The sequence below is a fragment of the Streptomyces panaciradicis genome, from assembly GCF_023516615.1.
Taxonomy (GTDB): domain Bacteria; phylum Actinomycetota; class Actinomycetes; order Streptomycetales; family Streptomycetaceae; genus Streptomyces; species Streptomyces panaciradicis.
This window is the reverse complement of sequence record NZ_JAMGBF010000051.1, coordinates 20364-34351: the sequence shown is the minus strand read 5'-3', so window position 1 is coordinate 34351 and position 13988 is coordinate 20364. Positions and strand designations below refer to the sequence as shown.

Genomic DNA, 13988 nt, shown 5'->3' with positions numbered 1-13988 from the left:
GGGCACTCCGTCATGCGCGTATTCGTCACGGGCGCCACCGGTTTCATCGGTTCCGCCGTGGTCCGCGAACTCCTCGACGCCGGTCACGAGGTCACCGGTCTCGCCCGCTCCGACGCCTCGGCCGAGGCGCTGCGGGCGGCCGGGGCCGGCGTGCACCGCGGGGACCTCGCCGACCCGGCCTCCCTCGCCGCGGGGGCGGCCGCCGCCGACGGCGTCGCCCATCTCGCCTTCATCCACGACTTCTCCGGCACCTTCGACTTCGCCGCCGCGTGCGCGGCCGACCTGCGGGCCGTCGAGGCGATCGGGGCGGCGCTGGAGGGCTCGGACCGGCCCTTCGTGATGGCCTCGGGCACCGCGCTGCTGCCGCCGGGCCGGGTCAACACCGAGGAGGACACCGCCCCGCCGGAGTCGTTCGGAGCGGTCCGGGCGCGGAGCGAGGACGCGGCCGTGGCGCTGGCGGACCGCGGGGTGCGGTCCGCCGCCGTACGGTTCCCGCCGACCGTGCACGGCCGGGGCGACCACGGCTTCATCGCGATGCTGGTGGCCCTCGCCCGGGAGAAGGGCTTCTCCGGGCACGTCGGTGACGGCGCCAACCTCTGGCCCGCCGTGCACCGTTCGGACGCCGGCCGTCTGGTCCGGCTCGCCCTGGAGTCGGCGCCGGCGGGCAGCCGCCTGCACGCCGTGGGCGAGGAGGGTGTCCCGTTCCGCGAGATCGCCGACGCCATCGGCCGCCACCTGGACCTGCCGGTGCGCTCCGTCGCCGCCGAGGAGGCGGAGGCCCACTTCGGCTGGCTCGGTCACATCGTCCCCCTCGACGTACCGGCGTCGAACACGCTGACCCGGAAGTGGCTGTCCTGGGAGCCGACGGGCCCGGGCCTGCTGGAGGACCTGGAGGAGGGGCACTACTTCAGCGCGTAGGCGAGGGCGCGGGCGCGGGGCTGGGTGCCTCCGTCACGGTGTCTCCCGCGGCGACGCGGGACGCCCGCCGGCCGGCCCCGAGCTGCCCCGCCACCGTCGCCCCGAACGCCAGGGCCATGCCGGCCAGCTGGACCGGCGTGAGGGTCTGGCCGAGGGCCGCCCAGCCGACGATCGCGGCGGTGAGCGGGGAGAGCGGGCCGAGGAAGGTGACCTGGGTGGCGGTCAGGCGGCCGATGCCGCGGAACCACAGCCAGTAGGCGACGGCCGTGTTGGCCAGGGCGAGGTAGATGTAGCCGCCGATCGCGCGGGCGTCCAGGGCGGGCGGGGCGCCCTCGACGAGGAGGGCGAGCGGGGCGATGAGCAGCCCTCCGGCCGTCAGCTGCCAGCCGGTCAGGGCGAGCGGGCCCACCCCGTCGGGACGCCCCCACTTCTTGGTGAGCACCGTGCCGGTGGACATCGACGCGGTCGAGCCGACGGCGGCCAGGACGCCGACGGGGTCGAGCGCCCCGGCCGCCCTCAGGACGACGAGACTGACGCCGAACGCCGCCACGAACCCGGCGAGCAGGGCCCGCCCCGTCGGCCGCTGACCCAGCAGCAGCGCCGACAGCCCGACCACGAACAGCGGCCCGGCCGAGCCCACGACGGCCGCCATGCCGCCGGGCAGGCGGTACGCCGACAGGAACAGCAGCGGGAAGAACGCGCCGATGTTCAGCGCGCCGAGCACGGCCGACCGCCACCACCAGGCCCCCCGCGGCAGCACCCGCCCGACGGCCAGCAGCACCAGCCCCGCGGGAAGGGCACGGGCGAGCGCGGTGAACAAAGGCCGGTCGGCCGGCAGGAACTCCGTGGTGACGGCATAGGTGGTCCCCCAGGACACGGGAGCGAGCGCGGTACCCAGAACGATTGCGGAACGCTTCATGACCGGCTTCCTTCGGCGGGGCGGGAGGTGAGCGGGGTGGGCCCGGCTGCGGCGGGGCGGGAGGCGAGCGGCGCTCTCTTGGCTGCCGCTGTGAGGGAGGGGCTCGGCGGGGCCGCTTCCGGCTGGCGGGAGGCGCTCGGCGCGGTGCCGACTCCCGCCGTGCGGGAGGCGAGCCGCGTGGTTCCGGTCGTGGTGGGCGCGGTGGCCGTGTGGACGATCGTGGTCGTCGTGGGGCGTACCGCGTCGGCCGGCAGGTGCCGTTCCGTGCGGATCAGGAGGGCCGCGGCGGCGGCCGAGGTGAGGACGAGGAGCGCCCAGGGCGCCCGGCCGTCCACCGCGAGCAGTGCCGTGAACAGCGACGGCGCGACCGCCTTCGCCAGCGACCAGGACATCTGGTAGGCCGCCAGGTACCGGCCGCGCACGGCCTCGGGGGCCGCCGCCACGGCGAGGACCTCGGCGGCGGGGCTGTGGATCAGCTCACCGAGGGTGTAGACGAGGACCACGGCGACCAGGCCCCCGCCCAGCACCGCCGTGGAGCCCGGCCGCAGGGTGCCCAGCGCGATCTGCGCGAGGAACGCGGCCGCGAACAGGGCGCCGCCCAGCGCCGCCGCCCGGGTGCGCCGTGCCCCGGTCCGGCGCACCCGCCCGCCGACGAACACCCCGGCCACCGCGCACAGCACGGTGTTGAGCGTGAACGCGGCGCCGGTGAGCACCGCGGGCCCGTGCAGCCATTCCACGACGAACAGCGGGAAGAGCACCGACAGCGCCGAATAGCTGAGCGCGTTCAGGAAGTTGGCGCCGGTGACCACCAGGAAGGGCCGGTCGGCGAGCACCAGCCGGTATCCGGCCCCGGCCCTGGGCTCCGCCGCGCGGCCGGTCGCGGGCAGCGGCCGCAGGGGGCGCAGCAGCAGCGCGGCGAGGGCGAAGGACAGCGCGTTGCCCCAGGCCGCGTAGGTGTAGCCGGTGGTGCCGGCGAGTGCGATGACGAGCGTGGCGAGCAGGGCGCCGGCGCCGTAGCCGCCGTTCTGCATCGCCCGGTTGGCCGCCTGCAGCCGGTCCCGGCCGGCACCCCGCGCCACCTCGCCCAGCAGCGAGGACTGTACGGCGGGGAAGGCGCGGTCGGCCGCGGCGGTGACCAGGGCGACCGCGGCGAAGGCGGGAAGAGAGCCGGCGAAGGGGTACAGGGCGAAGCCGACGGCCCGCACCCCGTACAGCGCCAGCTGCACGCGCCGCGCGCCGAACCGGTCGACGGCCGCCCCGGCCGGCGGCAGCGCGGCCATCCCGGCGAGCCCGGTCACGGTGAGCACCAGGCCGACGACGGTGAAGGACAGGCCGGTGACGTGATGGAAGAAGACCAGCGTGAACGGTACGTACATGCCGGTGCCGACGCCGTTGACGGCGGCGGCGACGGGCAGCGCCCACTGGCCGGGTATGCGCTCGGGTTTCTCCACGGTCGGCCCCTCCACGATTAGCTTGGCTGTCATTAGCTTAGCGCTAAGCAACTTTCCGTCAAGCTACTTTCTTGCGGCCGACCGGACCGGTGCGGATACTCGGGACATGAGTGCAGAGCGCAAGGACGCCGTCGACGCGATCATCGAGCAGTGGGCGCGGGCGCGGCCCGACCTCGACACCAGGGCGATGGAGGTCTTCGGCCGGATCTACCGGCTCTCGCGCACCATGGGCGACCGCATGGAGAAGGCCTACGCCCCGTACGGCATCTCACGCGGCGAGTTCGACGTCCTGGCGACCCTGCGCCGCTCCGGGGAGCCGTACACCCTCTCGCCGCGCCAGCTCTCGGCGACCCTGATGCTCACCACGGGCGGCATGACCGGCCGCCTGGACAAGCTGGAGCGCGCCGGACTCCTGCGCCGCTCCCCCGACCCACACGACCGCCGGGCCCTCCAAGTGACGCTCACCGACAAGGGGTTGGAGGTCATCGACCAGGCGGTCGGCGCGGGCCTGGCCGTCCAGACGGCGGCACTGTCCCCGATGGACGACGAACAGGCCGGCCAACTGGCCGACCTGTTGCGAGAGTTGCTGGCGGGGACACAGGAGACGGAGCACTAGGACCCCGAGGGCCGCCGCTCGGCGTCAGCCGACGTGCCGGGCGAGCGCGTCCTCGATCGCCGCCGCGTCCGCCGACTCCGCCGCCCAGGCCACGTATCCGTCGGGCCGCACCAGCAGCGTCGTACCGCGCCCGCTCGCCCAGCGTTCCACAGTCAGCCGGTCCCTGTCGGTGCTCAGGCCGGCGTGGGGCTCGGGGGTGATCAGGGCGAACCGGCCGCCGCGCAGGGCCTCGTAGAGGCGGCCGCTCTCCAGGGCCACGTCCGGGACCCGGGCGCCGGTGAGGCGGTGGGCGCCCCGCGGCGCCGGGTACCGGTAGCCGATCCCGGTGATCTGGCGGGCCGCCCTGCGGCGGGCCGGGGCGACGGCGTTCAGGAACGCGGTCAGTGCCGCGCGCAGCCCCAGCTCCCACGGCCCCTTGGCCATCGCCAGGCGCACGATGCCGCCGCTGCTGCGCAGGACGGCCGTGCCGACGGGGTGCCGCTCGGCCTGGTAGCTGTCGAGAAGCGCCGGGTCCGCGTGGCCGCCCACCACCTGGGCCAGCTTCCAGCTCAGGTTGGCCGCGTCCTGAAGGCCGGTGTTCATGCCCTGGCCGCCGGCCGGGGTGTGGACGTGCGCGGCGTCCCCGGCGAGGAAGACGCGGCCCACGCGGTAGGCGGGCGCCTGGCGTTCGTCGCTGTGGAAGCGGGACATCCAGCGGGCGTCGTGCATGCCGTAGTCGCGGCCGAGGGCGAGCCTGGTGACCTCCTTGACCTCGTCGAGGCCGAGGGGTTCGCCGTCGGCGACATCTCGGGCGCGGTTCCAGGCGATGACGCGGTAGTAGCCGTCGCCGAAGGGCGCGAGGAAGGCGAAGGCGTCACCGACGGCGTCGACGGTGAGCAGGGTCTCGGGCTCCTCGGCCAGCCGCACGTCCGCGAGGACGACGGACCGGATCACCGAGCGGCCCGGGAAGGGCAGCCCGATCGCGTCCCGTACGGCGCTGCGCATGCCGTCGGTGCCGACGACGTACGCCGCGCGCAGGGACTCCGTCGCGCCGCCGGGGCCGCGGACCTCGGCCGTCACGCCGTCCGCGTCCTGGGCGAGCCCGGTCAGCTCGGTCTCGTGGCGGAAGTCGACGCCCGCTTCGACGGCCCGGCGGTACAGCGCCTTCTCCACCTCGTACTGCGGGATGACGAGGAGGTGGTTGAAGCGGGAGGGGAGGGTGTCGAGCTCCACCGTGAGGCGGCCGAAGAGGCGGAGGCGGTCGAGGGGGCGCCCGGCCCGCTCCAGCTCGTCGGCGAGGCCACGGGTGTCGAGCTGCTCCAGGGTGCGGGCGTGCAGGACGAAGGCCCGGGAGAGGTTGCTGATCCTGTGGGGGCGCTTCTCGACGAGGGTGACGGGGACACCGGCCTCGGCGAGGTCCCCGGCGAGCAGGAGCCCCGCGGGGCCGGCGCCGACGACGAGCACGGAGCGGTGGGACGCGGTGCCGTTCATGGGAACCTCCTGATGCCAACCCTTGTTTGCCAACGTCTGTTTGCCAACGCTTGTTGACGACAGTAGAAGCACCCGCCCGACCAAGTCAACACTTGTTGGCCTACGCATGTTGGCCTACGCTCGTTGGCATGCATGACAGCGACAGCGACAGCGACAGCGACAGCAGCACCGAGCCAGGCACCGAAGCAGGCACCGCAGCCGGCACCGAGCCCGGCCACGCCGCCCAGCGCCGCTCCGACGCCACCCGTGGCGCGATCCTCGCCGCGGCCCGCGAGCGCTTCGCCTCCGACGGCTACGACCGGGCGACCATCCGCGCCATCGCCAGGGACGCCAAGATCGACCCCTCGATGGTGATGCGGTACTACGGCTCCAAGGAGGGCCTGTTCGCGGCGGCCGTCGCGGTGGACCTGGAGCTGCCGGACCTCACCTCACTGCCCCGGCACGACGTCGGCCGGGTCCTGACGCGGCACTTTCTGCGCATGTGGGAGGAGAACGAGGAGCTCACGGCCCTGCTGAGGGTGGCGGCGGCCAGCCGGGCCGGGGCCGACCGCATGCAGGGCATCTTCCGGGACCAGCTGCTGCCGGTCACCCGCCAGGTGTGCCCGGACCCGGAGCAGGTGCCGACGCGGGCCGCGCTGTGCGCGACGCAGCTGCTCGGGCTGGCGCTGACCCGCTACGTCCTGCGGATCCCGCCGGCCGTGGCGCTGCACGGCACGGAGATCGAGGCGTGGCTGGCGCCGACGCTGCAGCGGTATCTGACCGCGCCGAGCCCCTGAACGCACGAGGGCGCCGACCTCGCCGTACGCGGAGCGGATGCGCGTGCGTACGGCGAGGTCGGCGCCCTCGGGAAAAGCCGCCGGGAAGGCCCTCGAAGGAAGGCCGTCGGGGAAAGGCGTCGGGTCAGGCCTTGACGTCGACGTTGGAGCTGGTCCGGTCCTGCCGGTCGTGGGACCGGTCCAGCACCATGACCAGGCCCGCGATGATCGCGAACAGGGCGATCGGGAGGGCCACGTAGAGGCCCAGCGTCTCGATGACGCTCAGGCCGTTGCCGGGGTCGTCGCCGTCGTCGCGGGTGAGCGCGAGCGCGGGGGACGACATGAGCAGCATCATCAGCGTCGTGCCGGAGGCCAGGGCGCCGGCGCGCAGGGCGTTCTTCTTGTCCACGGGCCCAAAGTATCCAACGCCGTTCGGGACCGCGCGTCCGGGGTGCCGTACGAGGGCGCTGCGGGGACGCGGCGGGGCGGCCGCCCGGTCAGGCGGGCGCCTGCCGGCCGCGGCCGCCGGAACCCGCGTCCCGCACCACCTCCAGCAGGGCGTGCAGGCGCCCGCTGGCCGCCAGCTCCTCCAGCGTCACCGGCCTGCCGTCGGCGTCCGCGATCGGCAGCCGCCAGTTCGGGTACTGGTCCCAGGTGCCCGGCAGGTTCTGCGGCCGGCGGTCCCCGACGCAGTCCGGCAGCCAGACGCCCACCATCCGGGCGGGCGTGCGCAGCAGGAAGCGGTGGACGGCCTGGATGCGGGCCTCCTCCTCCGAGGCGCCGTGGGCGCCTCCCGTGCCGTCGAGCAGGCCGAGCCGGGCGAGGTAGGCCAGCCACTCCCCCGCGTCGGCCGCGGCCTCGGCCCGCTCCTCCGCCACGGGCCGGGTCAACAGCCCCAGGCGGTCGCGGAGTTCGACGTGGTCGCCGGTGAGGCGGGAGGCGGTGGGCGGCAGGTCGTGGGTGGTGGCGGTGGCGAGGCAGTCGGCACGCCAGGCCTCGGGCGGCAGGGGGCGGCCGTCGCCCTCCCAGTCGCGCTCGAACCACAGCACGGACGTGCCGAGCACGCCCCGTTCGCGCAGCCGGTCGCGCACGCCGGGCTCGACCGTGCCCAGGTCCTCGCCGATGACGACCGAGCCCGCGCGGGAGGCCTCGAGGACCAGGACGGCGAGCATGGCCTCGGCGTCGTAGCGGACGTAGGTGCCCTCGGTGGGCGGGTGCCCCTGGGGCACCCACCAGAGGCGGAACAGGCCCATGACGTGGTCGATGCGCAGGGCGCCGGCGTAGCGGAAGAGCGCCTGGAGCAGGCGCCGGTAGGGCTGGTAGCCGGACTCGGCCAGGCGGTCGGGGCGCCAGGGCGGCAGGCCCCAGTCCTGGCCGCGTGCGTTGAAGGCGTCGGGCGGTGCGCCGACCGACATCCCGGCGGCGAAGTGGTCCTGCTGGGCCCAGGCGTCGGCGCCGCCGGGGTGCACGCCGACCGCCAGGTCGTGCACGATTCCGATCGGCATCCCGGCCTCGCGGGCGGTGCGCTGGGCGGCGGTGAGCTGGCTGTCGGTGAGCCAGGCGAGACGGCAGTGGAAGTCGACCCGGTCCATCAGTTCGGTGCGGGCGCGGGCGGTCTCGGGCGAGCGCGGGTCGCGCAGGCCCTCGGGCCAGTTGCTCCAGTCCGGTCCGTGGACCTCGGCCAGGGCGTACCAGGTGGCGTGGTCCTCCAGGGCCTGGCCCTCCCGGGCGAGGAAGTCGGCGTAGGCCGCGCGCCGCCCCGGTCCGAGCGGCACCGCGTGAACGAGTTCCAGTGCCTCGCGCTTGAGTTCCCAGACGGCGTCCCGGTCGATCAGCGCGTCCTTGTCCAGGACCGCTTCCCGCAGCCGCCCGGCACGCTCCAGCAGCCCCCGCACCCGCTCGGGGTCCTGGACGTGGGCGAACTCGGGGACGTTCTCGACGCGCAGGTGCACGGGGTCGGGGAAGCGGCGGGAGGAGGGGCGGTAGGGGGAGGGGTCGGTGGGGGCGCCGGGCACGGCCGCGTGCAGCGGGTTGACCTGGACGAAGCCGGCGTCGAGCGCGCGGCCGGCCCAGGCGGTGAGCTCGGCGAGGTCACCGAGGTCGCCCATGCCCCAGGAGCGCCGGGAGAGCAGGGAGTAGAGCTGGACGAGCAGGCCGTACGAGCGGGCCGTGGGCGTGGGCAGCCGGGGCGGGGCGACGACCAGGTGGGCTTCGGCGGTGCGGCCGTCGGGCGCGGTGGCCGTCAGGCGGTGGACGCCGGGCGGGAGCCGGTCGGCGGACGAGCGTGTCTCGCCCTGCTCGGTCTCGATGTGCAGCCGGGTGCCGGCCGGGAGGACGGCGAGGGCGGGTGACTCGGTGTCGGCCCAGCGCACCACGGTCGGCGGCAGCAGCCGTGCGGCCAGTTCGCGTTCGCGGGCGGCGAGTGCGGTGCGGGTCGCCTCCTCGGTGCTCGCGTCGACGCCGAGCGCGGCGAGGGCGAGGGTGACGGCGGTGGCAGAGGCGGCGACCGTGCGGTCGGGGGACGGGCTGTAGGAGGTGGCGACGCCGTGCAGCTCGGCGAGGCGGGACAGCTCGTGGGAGGGCGGTTCGGCCGGCCCCTGCGTCGTCATCTAGGGCCTCACGGCTTCCAGTTCGAGGGCCGCCGACTCACTGGTCAGGGGCGGCGCGTCGGCGAGCGGGGGTTCGCTGGTGAGGGGCTCGGCGTCGGGCAGCGGCGGCTCACTGGTGAGCGGGGTGTCGGCGCGGGCGCCCTCGGCGCTGAACACGCAGAAGCGCGGTTCGTGGGCCGGGGAGGGCAGGTGCGCCACGGGTTTGGAGAGGGGGTGTGCCGGTGCGGCCACGAGGGGCCTCCTTGTCGGGTACGACGACGTATCGGATTACCGCAGCCCTACCCAGTGGACGCGATGGCAGACGTACGGGAAGGAACCAGGTGCCTCTTGTCACATTCTGCGCCACTTCGGCACGGGCGACTGCCCGTCGATCACCCCGGCCGGCCCCGAGCGCTTCAGCCGACTTGGCGATCACTATTCACTCAGTACATGTATCGAGTGCATAATGATCGGCATGAGCACCCGCCACATCCTGCTGGGGCTGCTCGCCTCGGGGCCGAGCCATGGCTACGACCTGAAGCGACGGCACGACGAACGTTTCCCACAGGCCCGTCCGCTGGCCTACGGGCAGGTCTACACGACCCTGCAACGTCTGGTCCGCGACGGCCTCGCTGAGGTGGAGGGCACCGGCGCCGACGGCGGGCCGGAGCGGACGACGTACCGCTCGACGGAGGACGGGGCGCGGGAACTGGCGCACTGGGCCGGGGAGATCGCCCCGCCCGCCCCCTTCGTGACCAACGAGATCTTCGCGAAGGTCGTCGTGTCGATCCTGTCGGGCGGCGACGCGGAGGCCTATCTGCGGGCCCAGCGCGCCGCGCACATGGAGCGGATGCGGGAGCTCACGGCGGTCAAGACCGCCAAGGGCGCCGATCTGGCGACCGTGCTCTCGGCGGACTACGCCCTCAACCACCTCGATGCCGACCTCCGCTGGATGACCACGACGGCGGCCCGGCTCACCACTTTGACCGCGGAGGTCGACGCAGCATGAGCAACGGGGACAGCGCGGTGCCGCTTCTGGCGGCCCGCGACCTGACCAAGACGCACGGCATGACCCGGGCGCTGCGCGGCGCCTCGGTGGAGCTGGGCGCCGGCGAGATCCTCGCCGTGACCGGTACCAGCGGCAGCGGGAAGTCCACGCTGCTGCACTGCCTCGCCGGGATCGTCCGGCCGGACGCGGGCGTGGTGACGTATGCCGGACAGCGTCTGGACCAGCTGCCGGAGAAGCGGCTGAGCGAACTGCGGCGGTCGGACTTCGGGGTGGTGTTCCAGTTCGGGCAGCTGATACCGGAGCTGACGGCGCTGGACAACGTGGCGCTGCCGCTGATGCTGGCGGGTACCCCCCGCGGGGACGCCCGCGCACGGGCCGGCGCATGGCTGGAGCGGTTCGGCGTACGCGGCCAGGGAGAGCTGCGCCCGGGCGAGATGAGCGGTGGCCAGGCGCAGCGCACGGCGCTGGCGCGCGCCCTGGTCACCGGCCCGCGGGTGGTCTTCGCGGACGAGCCGACGGGGGCCCTGGACTCCCTGGCGACCGAACAGGTCATGACGGCCCTGGCGCACACCGCCCGCGAGGCGGGCACGGCCGTCCTGCTGGTCACGCACGACGACCAGGTGGCGGCGTACGCGGACCGCGAGGTCCGGCTGGCCGACGGCGCCGTGGCGGTCGCGGGGGTGACGGCGTGAGGGCGGATCTGCGGCTGGCGTGGCTGCTCACGCGCGGCTCGGACCGCCGGGAGTGGTGGCGGGCCGCGCTCACGGCGCTCGGCGCGGCCCTGGCGACGGGCATCGGGCTGGTGATCGCCGTCCTGGTGCCGATGGACGGGCAGTACCGCCTCTCCATCGCGGAGACGCACGGGGCGAACCAGGTGCTGATCGGCCCCGGGCTGCTCGACGAACCCGGCACGCGCGACGGCGTGATCATCGCGTTGATGCTGCTGCTCCTGCCCGTACTGGGATTCCTCGGGCAGTGCGCGCGCGTCGGCGCGGTGCACCGCGACCGGCGACTTGCGGCGCTGCGGCTGGCCGGTGCCACCCCCGCCCAGGTGCGGCGGATCGCCGCGCTGGAGTCGGGACTGGCCTGTCTGGCCGGTTCGGCGGTGACAACCGTGTTCGCGGTGCTGTTCCTGCTCCGGGTGTGGCACCACCCCGACGCCCTCGCCTGGGCCGGCATGGCCCAGGTGGCCGTGCTGGTGCCGGTGGCGGGAGCCGTGGTGAGCGCCCTGTCGCTGCGCCGGGTCGTGGCGTCGCCGCTGGGATGGATTCGCCGGACGCGGCCGACGCGCGGTCCGGGCCGGGTGTTCCGGGTGGCGACCGGCCTGCTGGCGGTGCCGGCGGTGCTGCTCGCGGTGAGCACGGTCAACGGGGACCCCTTCGGATTGCCCCTGGCCGGCTTCGCCCTCGGCCCGCTCACCGTCTTCGGCCTGTGCCTGCTGGTCGGGGCCACGGCGGTGTCGCTGGCGGGCTGGTCCTCCCGGCGTCTGGGTACGGCGCTCGCCGCCCGGACCCGGAACCCGGCGGTGCTGATCGCGGCGGAACGGTTGTCCGACGACCCGTGGGCGGCGGCCCGCACCCATGCGGCGGTGCTGTTGGTGACGGTCGTCGGCACAGGCTTCGTGGGGGTGCGGCAGGCCCTGATCGCGGAGGTGAACGCCGTCCACGCCCACCACTCGGCCATGGACGTGTCGTACTACAGGACGGGGGCCGACCTGGCGGGCGCCGCCGTCCTGGTCAGCTTCCTGATCGTCCTGGCCGCCCTCGCCGTCGGCACCGCCGAGTCACTCGCCACCCGGCGCCGGGGCCTGGCGGCACAGACCGCCGCGGGGGTGCCGCGCGCGGTGCTGGGCCGGGCGCTGCTGCTGGAGACCGCGCTGCCGCTGTTGCCGGGGGTGGCGGTGGCGGGCGCCGGCGGCATGATGATCGGCGTCTGGTACGCCTCGCTCGCCGCGGACCGCACCGTCGTGCCGTACCCGGCGCTGCTGGTGCCGCTCGCGGTGTACGGGTGCTGCCTGCTGGCCGCGGCCACGTCACTGCCCCTGCTGCGCCGCTCCGTCCGCCCCGCAGAGTTGCGCTACGCGTGAGCGCGTGACGGCGCGGCCCGGGAGCACGGGGGGCTCCCGGGCCGGACGCCGCAGCTGCCGCGGTCGGTGCGACCAGGGGTGTGCGAAGGCCCGGACGTCAGGCGGAGATGCCGTCGATCCGGGCCAGGGCGTCATCCGCGCCGAACGGCTGAAGGTACGGCAGCCAGCGCGGGTCCCTATGACCGGTCCCGATGATGCGCCAGGCCAGACCGGTGGGCGGGGCGGGTTTGTGGCGCAGCCGCCACCCGATCTCGAACAGATGCCGGTCGGCCTTGACGTGGTTGCAGCGGCGGCACGAGGCCACCACGTTGTCCCAGACGTGCTTGCCCCCGCGGCTGCGCGGGATGACGTGGTCGACGCTGGTTGCGACGCCACCGCAGTACATGCACCGGCCTCCGTCGCGCGCGAAGAGCGCACGGCGGGTGAGCGGAACGGGCCCTCGATAGGGAACCCGGACGAATCGCTTGAGCCGGACCACGCTGGGTGCGGGGACTGTGACGGTTGCGCTGTGCATGAAGGCGCCGGATTCCTCGAGGGAGACGGCCTTGTTCTCCAGGACGAGGATGAGCGCGCGGCGGAGCGGTACGACGCCGAGTGGCTCGTACGACGCGTTGAGGACCAGGACATGCGGCACGGATGCCTCCTTGGGCGTCGGCGGCGCGTGGCTCGCGCCGGGACGATCTGTGGTCAGTGTCCCCTCATGCCTGGTGGAAGCGCCACCATGTCCCGGTAACGGGCTGGGAGTGTTTTCGACCACATCTCATTCTTCCCCCGGACCGGGATCGGTTTATCCCACCTGCTCAACACGGGGGGCGCACGGAGTCTCCTCGGAAGACGGCGAGGATTCGCACACGGTGCCCCGATAGTGTGGTGGGCCTGCCCGTCCGGTGACCTTTTCGTGACCTTGACCGCGTCGCGTGCCGGACGGCGGACCGCTGCACCTGGAGGTACCCGCCGTGTCCTTGCCCGCCGTCCTAATGGCCGCCGGTTCGTCGCCGTCGCCGTCCCCGTCTCCCTCGGGGTCGACCGCCGTGACGGTCCCCACGCTCCAGGACGCCCAGGAGAGTGCGACCAACGCCGCCAGCTGGGTCGAGCAGAACTGGTCGACGTGGCTCGCGATCGGCCTGCGGGTCCTGCTCATCCTGGTGATAGCGGCGGTGCTCAGAGCGGCCGTGCAGCGGGCGATCACCAAGCTGATAGACCGGATGACCCGCACCGCCGAGGCGGTCGACGGCACCTCGCTGGGCGGTCTGCTCGTCAACAACGAACGGCGCCGCCAGCGTTCGCAGGCGATCGGCTCGGTCCTGCGGTCGGTCGCGTCCTTCGTGATCCTGGGCACCGCGGCGCTGATGGTCCTGGGCGCCTTCCAGATCAACCTGGCCCCGCTGCTGGCCTCCGCCGGTGTCGCGGGTGTCGCGATCGGTTTCGGCGCCCGCAACCTGGTCACCGACTTCCTCTCCGGCGTCTTCATGATCCTGGAGGACCAGTACGGCGTCGGCGACACGATCGACGCGGGCGTGGCCTCGGGCGAGGTCATAGAGGTCGGTCTGCGGGTGACCAAGCTGCGCGGCGCGAGCGGTGAGATCTGGTACGTCCGCAACGGCGAGGTCAAGCGCATCGGCAACCTCTCCCAGGGCTGGGCGACGGCCGGCGTCGACGTCACCGTGAAGGCGGACGAGGACCTGGACCGGCTCAAGGCCACCCTGGACGAGGTCGCCGAGAAGATGAGCGCGGAGGAGCCCTGGAACGAGCTCCTGTGGAGCCCGATCGAGGTCCTCGGCCTGGACAGCGTCCTGCTGGACTCGATGGTCGTGCGCGTCTCCGCCAAGACCATGCCCGGCAAGTCCCTCGCGGTCGAGCGGGAGCTGCGCTGGCGGATCAAGCGGGCCTTCGACGCGGCGAACATCCGCATCGTGGGCGGCGCGACGGCCGCCGAGGACGAGGCGGAGGCCGCCGACCCGACGGCGGCGGTCGCGGCCCCGTCGGCCCTGTCCAACCCGGACTCGGCCCAGTCGGCGGCGGCCTCGCCGATAGGGGCGCAGCGGTCGGCGCCCAAGTAGCGCCCGAGCAGCCGGGGCGACGGCCACGGCCGAGCCCCACGGAACCCCACCGCCCCCGAGGTAACGACTCTGTTGCCTCGGGGGCGGTTTCTCTTGACGCCCCCTTCGCCCCGGGC

General features: G+C 74.2%; 14 protein-coding genes. 7 read left to right on the top strand and 7 right to left on the bottom strand.

The genetic code is table 11. From position 1 onward, the window contains the following. Positions 1-12: 12 nt before the first annotated feature. Positions 13-918, top strand: coding sequence for an SDR family oxidoreductase (locus M8J74_RS19425; protein ID WP_249837637.1), 906 nt, complete (start codon positions 13-15; stop codon positions 916-918). Here M8J74_RS19425 and M8J74_RS19420 read toward each other — a convergent pair. Both M8J74_RS19420 and M8J74_RS19415 read right to left on the bottom strand, forming a co-directional pair. Further along, complete coding sequence (locus tag M8J74_RS19420; RefSeq protein WP_249837636.1) at positions 908-1837, bottom strand: EamA family transporter; 930 nt, start codon at positions 1835-1837, stop codon at positions 908-910. The genes M8J74_RS19425 and M8J74_RS19420 overlap by 11 nt on opposite strands. Further along, a complete protein-coding gene (locus M8J74_RS19415) occupies positions 1834-3321 on the bottom strand; it encodes an MFS transporter (protein WP_249837635.1) in 1488 nt (495 codons plus the stop codon). Before M8J74_RS19415 ends, M8J74_RS19420 begins: the two co-directional genes overlap by 4 nt. Before the next feature lie 73 nt (positions 3322-3394). Between M8J74_RS19415 and M8J74_RS19410 the strand changes: the two genes are divergently transcribed. After that, the gene (locus M8J74_RS19410) at positions 3395-3904 is read left to right on the top strand and encodes a MarR family winged helix-turn-helix transcriptional regulator (protein WP_249837634.1); all 510 of its coding nucleotides are present in this window, start codon (positions 3395-3397) and stop codon (positions 3902-3904) included. Between the two features lie 24 nt (positions 3905-3928). On the opposite strand, the gene M8J74_RS19405 is transcribed toward M8J74_RS19410, so the two are convergent. Beyond that, the gene (locus M8J74_RS19405) at positions 3929-5374 is read right to left on the bottom strand and encodes an FAD-dependent monooxygenase (RefSeq protein WP_249837633.1); all 1446 of its coding nucleotides are present in this window, start codon (positions 5372-5374) and stop codon (positions 3929-3931) included. Positions 5375-5502: 128 nt separating this feature from the next. Between M8J74_RS19405 and M8J74_RS19400 the strand changes: the two genes are divergently transcribed. Next, positions 5503-6150, top strand: a complete 648-nt coding sequence (locus M8J74_RS19400; protein WP_249837632.1) for a TetR/AcrR family transcriptional regulator — start codon at positions 5503-5505, stop codon at positions 6148-6150. Positions 6151-6274: 124 nt separating this feature from the next. On the opposite strand, the gene M8J74_RS19395 is transcribed toward M8J74_RS19400, so the two are convergent. The 3 genes from M8J74_RS19395 to M8J74_RS19385 all read right to left on the bottom strand — a co-directional run bounded on the left by M8J74_RS19395 (position 6275) and on the right by M8J74_RS19385 (position 8969). Next, complete coding sequence (locus tag M8J74_RS19395) at positions 6275-6538, bottom strand: hypothetical protein (RefSeq protein ID WP_249837631.1); 264 nt, start codon at positions 6536-6538, stop codon at positions 6275-6277. An 88-nt stretch (positions 6539-6626) separates the two neighbouring features. Beyond that, positions 6627-8738, bottom strand: a complete 2112-nt coding sequence (malQ, locus tag M8J74_RS19390; RefSeq protein ID WP_249837630.1) for a 4-alpha-glucanotransferase — start codon at positions 8736-8738, stop codon at positions 6627-6629. Continuing rightward, entirely contained in the window at positions 8739-8969 is a 231-nt protein-coding gene (locus M8J74_RS19385) for a hypothetical protein (protein ID WP_058925250.1), read from the bottom strand. Positions 8970-9192: 223 nt separating this feature from the next. Here M8J74_RS19385 and M8J74_RS19380 point away from each other — a divergent pair, with 223 nt between their 5' ends. Genes M8J74_RS19380 through M8J74_RS19370 form a run of 3 tightly spaced genes read left to right on the top strand, consistent with a single transcriptional unit; the run spans position 9193 to position 11812 of the window. Then, positions 9193-9726, top strand: coding sequence for a PadR family transcriptional regulator (locus M8J74_RS19380; protein ID WP_249837629.1), 534 nt, complete (start codon positions 9193-9195; stop codon positions 9724-9726). Continuing rightward, positions 9723-10418 (top strand): ABC transporter ATP-binding protein, encoded by a 696-nt coding sequence (locus tag M8J74_RS19375; RefSeq protein ID WP_249837628.1) that lies wholly within the window; start codon positions 9723-9725, stop codon positions 10416-10418. The genes M8J74_RS19380 and M8J74_RS19375 overlap by 4 nt, the downstream gene beginning before the upstream one ends. After that, positions 10415-11812, top strand: coding sequence for an FtsX-like permease family protein (locus tag M8J74_RS19370; RefSeq protein ID WP_249837627.1), 1398 nt, complete (start codon positions 10415-10417; stop codon positions 11810-11812). Before M8J74_RS19375 ends, M8J74_RS19370 begins: the two co-directional genes overlap by 4 nt. Before the next feature lie 97 nt (positions 11813-11909). Here the strand turns inward: M8J74_RS19370 and M8J74_RS19365 are convergent, their stop codons facing one another. Further along, positions 11910-12446, bottom strand: a complete 537-nt coding sequence (locus tag M8J74_RS19365) for an HNH endonuclease (protein ID WP_058925247.1) — start codon at positions 12444-12446, stop codon at positions 11910-11912. Between the two features lie 322 nt (positions 12447-12768). Here M8J74_RS19365 and M8J74_RS19360 point away from each other — a divergent pair, with 322 nt between their 5' ends. After that, complete coding sequence (locus M8J74_RS19360) at positions 12769-13872, top strand: mechanosensitive ion channel family protein (protein WP_505016705.1); 1104 nt, start codon at positions 12769-12771, stop codon at positions 13870-13872. Positions 13873-13988: the final 116 nt, after the last annotated feature.